This is a genomic window from Endozoicomonas sp. SESOKO4 (assembly GCF_024606275.1).
In genome coordinates this window covers 1-1,214 of the sequence record NZ_JAHHPS010000199.1, presented here as the reverse complement: position 1 = coordinate 1,214, position 1,214 = coordinate 1, and the positions used below count along the sequence as shown (strand labels likewise).

Here is a 1,214-nt window from a genome sequence, read left to right as displayed (position 1 = left end):
AAATGCTTCAGTGGTTTCAAATCCATAATGACTGTTTCTCATCTTCGCTCAGGGCATCATTTCACGCAGCTTGGCACCGGTCTTTTCAATCGGGTGAGCAGCGTTGTTACGACGGTAGGCCGTCATGGACGGATAGTTCATCGCACCTTCGGTGATAAACTTCTTGGCATACTCACCGTTCTGGATGTCCTTCAGAGCATCACGCATGGCTTGACGAGATTCATCGTTGATGACTCTTGGGCCGGTTACATACTCACCATACTCCGCATTGTTGGAGATGGAGTAGTTCATGTTGGCAATTCCACCTTCGTACATCAAGTCTACGATTAGCTTCAGTTCATGCAGACATTCGAAGTAAGCCATTTCAGGGGCATAACCTGCTTCGGTCAGGGTTTCAAAACCGGCCTTAACCAGCTCTACGGCACCGCCACACAATACCGCCTGCTCGCCAAACAGATCGGTTTCAGTTTCATCTTTAAACGTCGTTTCGATGATACCGGTACGACCACCACCGACGCCACAGGCGTACGACAAGGCGAGATCTTTCGCCTTCCCGGTAGCATCCTGATAGATGGCAACCAGATCAGGGATACCGCCGCCTTTAACAAATTCGGAACGAACAGTGTGACCCGGAGCTTTAGGGGCAATCATAATGACATCCAGATCAGCACGAGGAACAATCTGGTTGTAGTGAATAGCAAAACCGTGAGCAAATGCCAGCGTTGCACCCTGCTTCAGGTTAGGCTCAATTTCGCTCTTGTATAACCGGGACTGGAATTCATCCGGAGTAAGGATCATGACAACGTCAGCCTGAGCTACTGCAGAAGCTACGTCCAATACGTTCAGGCCAACCGCTTGGGCTTTGGCAACGGAAGCGGAGTTCTTACGCAGACCAATAGTAACATCTACCCCGGAGTCCTTCAGGTTATTGGCATGAGCATGGCCCTGTGAGCCGTAGCCAATGATGGATACTTTCTGGCCACGGATGATGGAAAGATCACAGTCTTTATCGTAATAAACTTTCATGACGGACTCCTGAGTAAAACGCCCCGGACTATTTATTGCTGTCCGAGCTTAAAACGTTGACCTGGAGGTTAAAGCAGGCAAGTAATTTCGTAAAATGATATATTTGCAATATAATATTTCATAATAAGAAACAGCCCTGAGCGAAGATGAGAAACAGTCATTATGGATTTGAAACCACTGAAGCATTT

General features: G+C 47.8%; 1 protein-coding gene. It reads right to left on the bottom strand.

From position 1 onward, the window contains the following. Positions 1-48 precede the first annotated feature (48 nt). Positions 49-1,026 carry a ketol-acid reductoisomerase gene (gene ilvC / locus KDK16_RS03870; RefSeq protein WP_257274752.1) on the bottom strand — a complete coding sequence of 326 codons (978 nt, stop codon included), beginning with the start codon at positions 1,024-1,026 and terminating at the stop codon, positions 49-51. Positions 1,027-1,214 lie beyond the last annotated feature (188 nt).

What these genes read in the sequence shown, in the direction of transcription:
- ilvC (WP_257274752.1), bottom strand. Translation starts at nt 1,026, where the DNA reads ATGAAAGTTTATTACGATAAAGACTGTGATCTTTCCATCATCCGTGGC.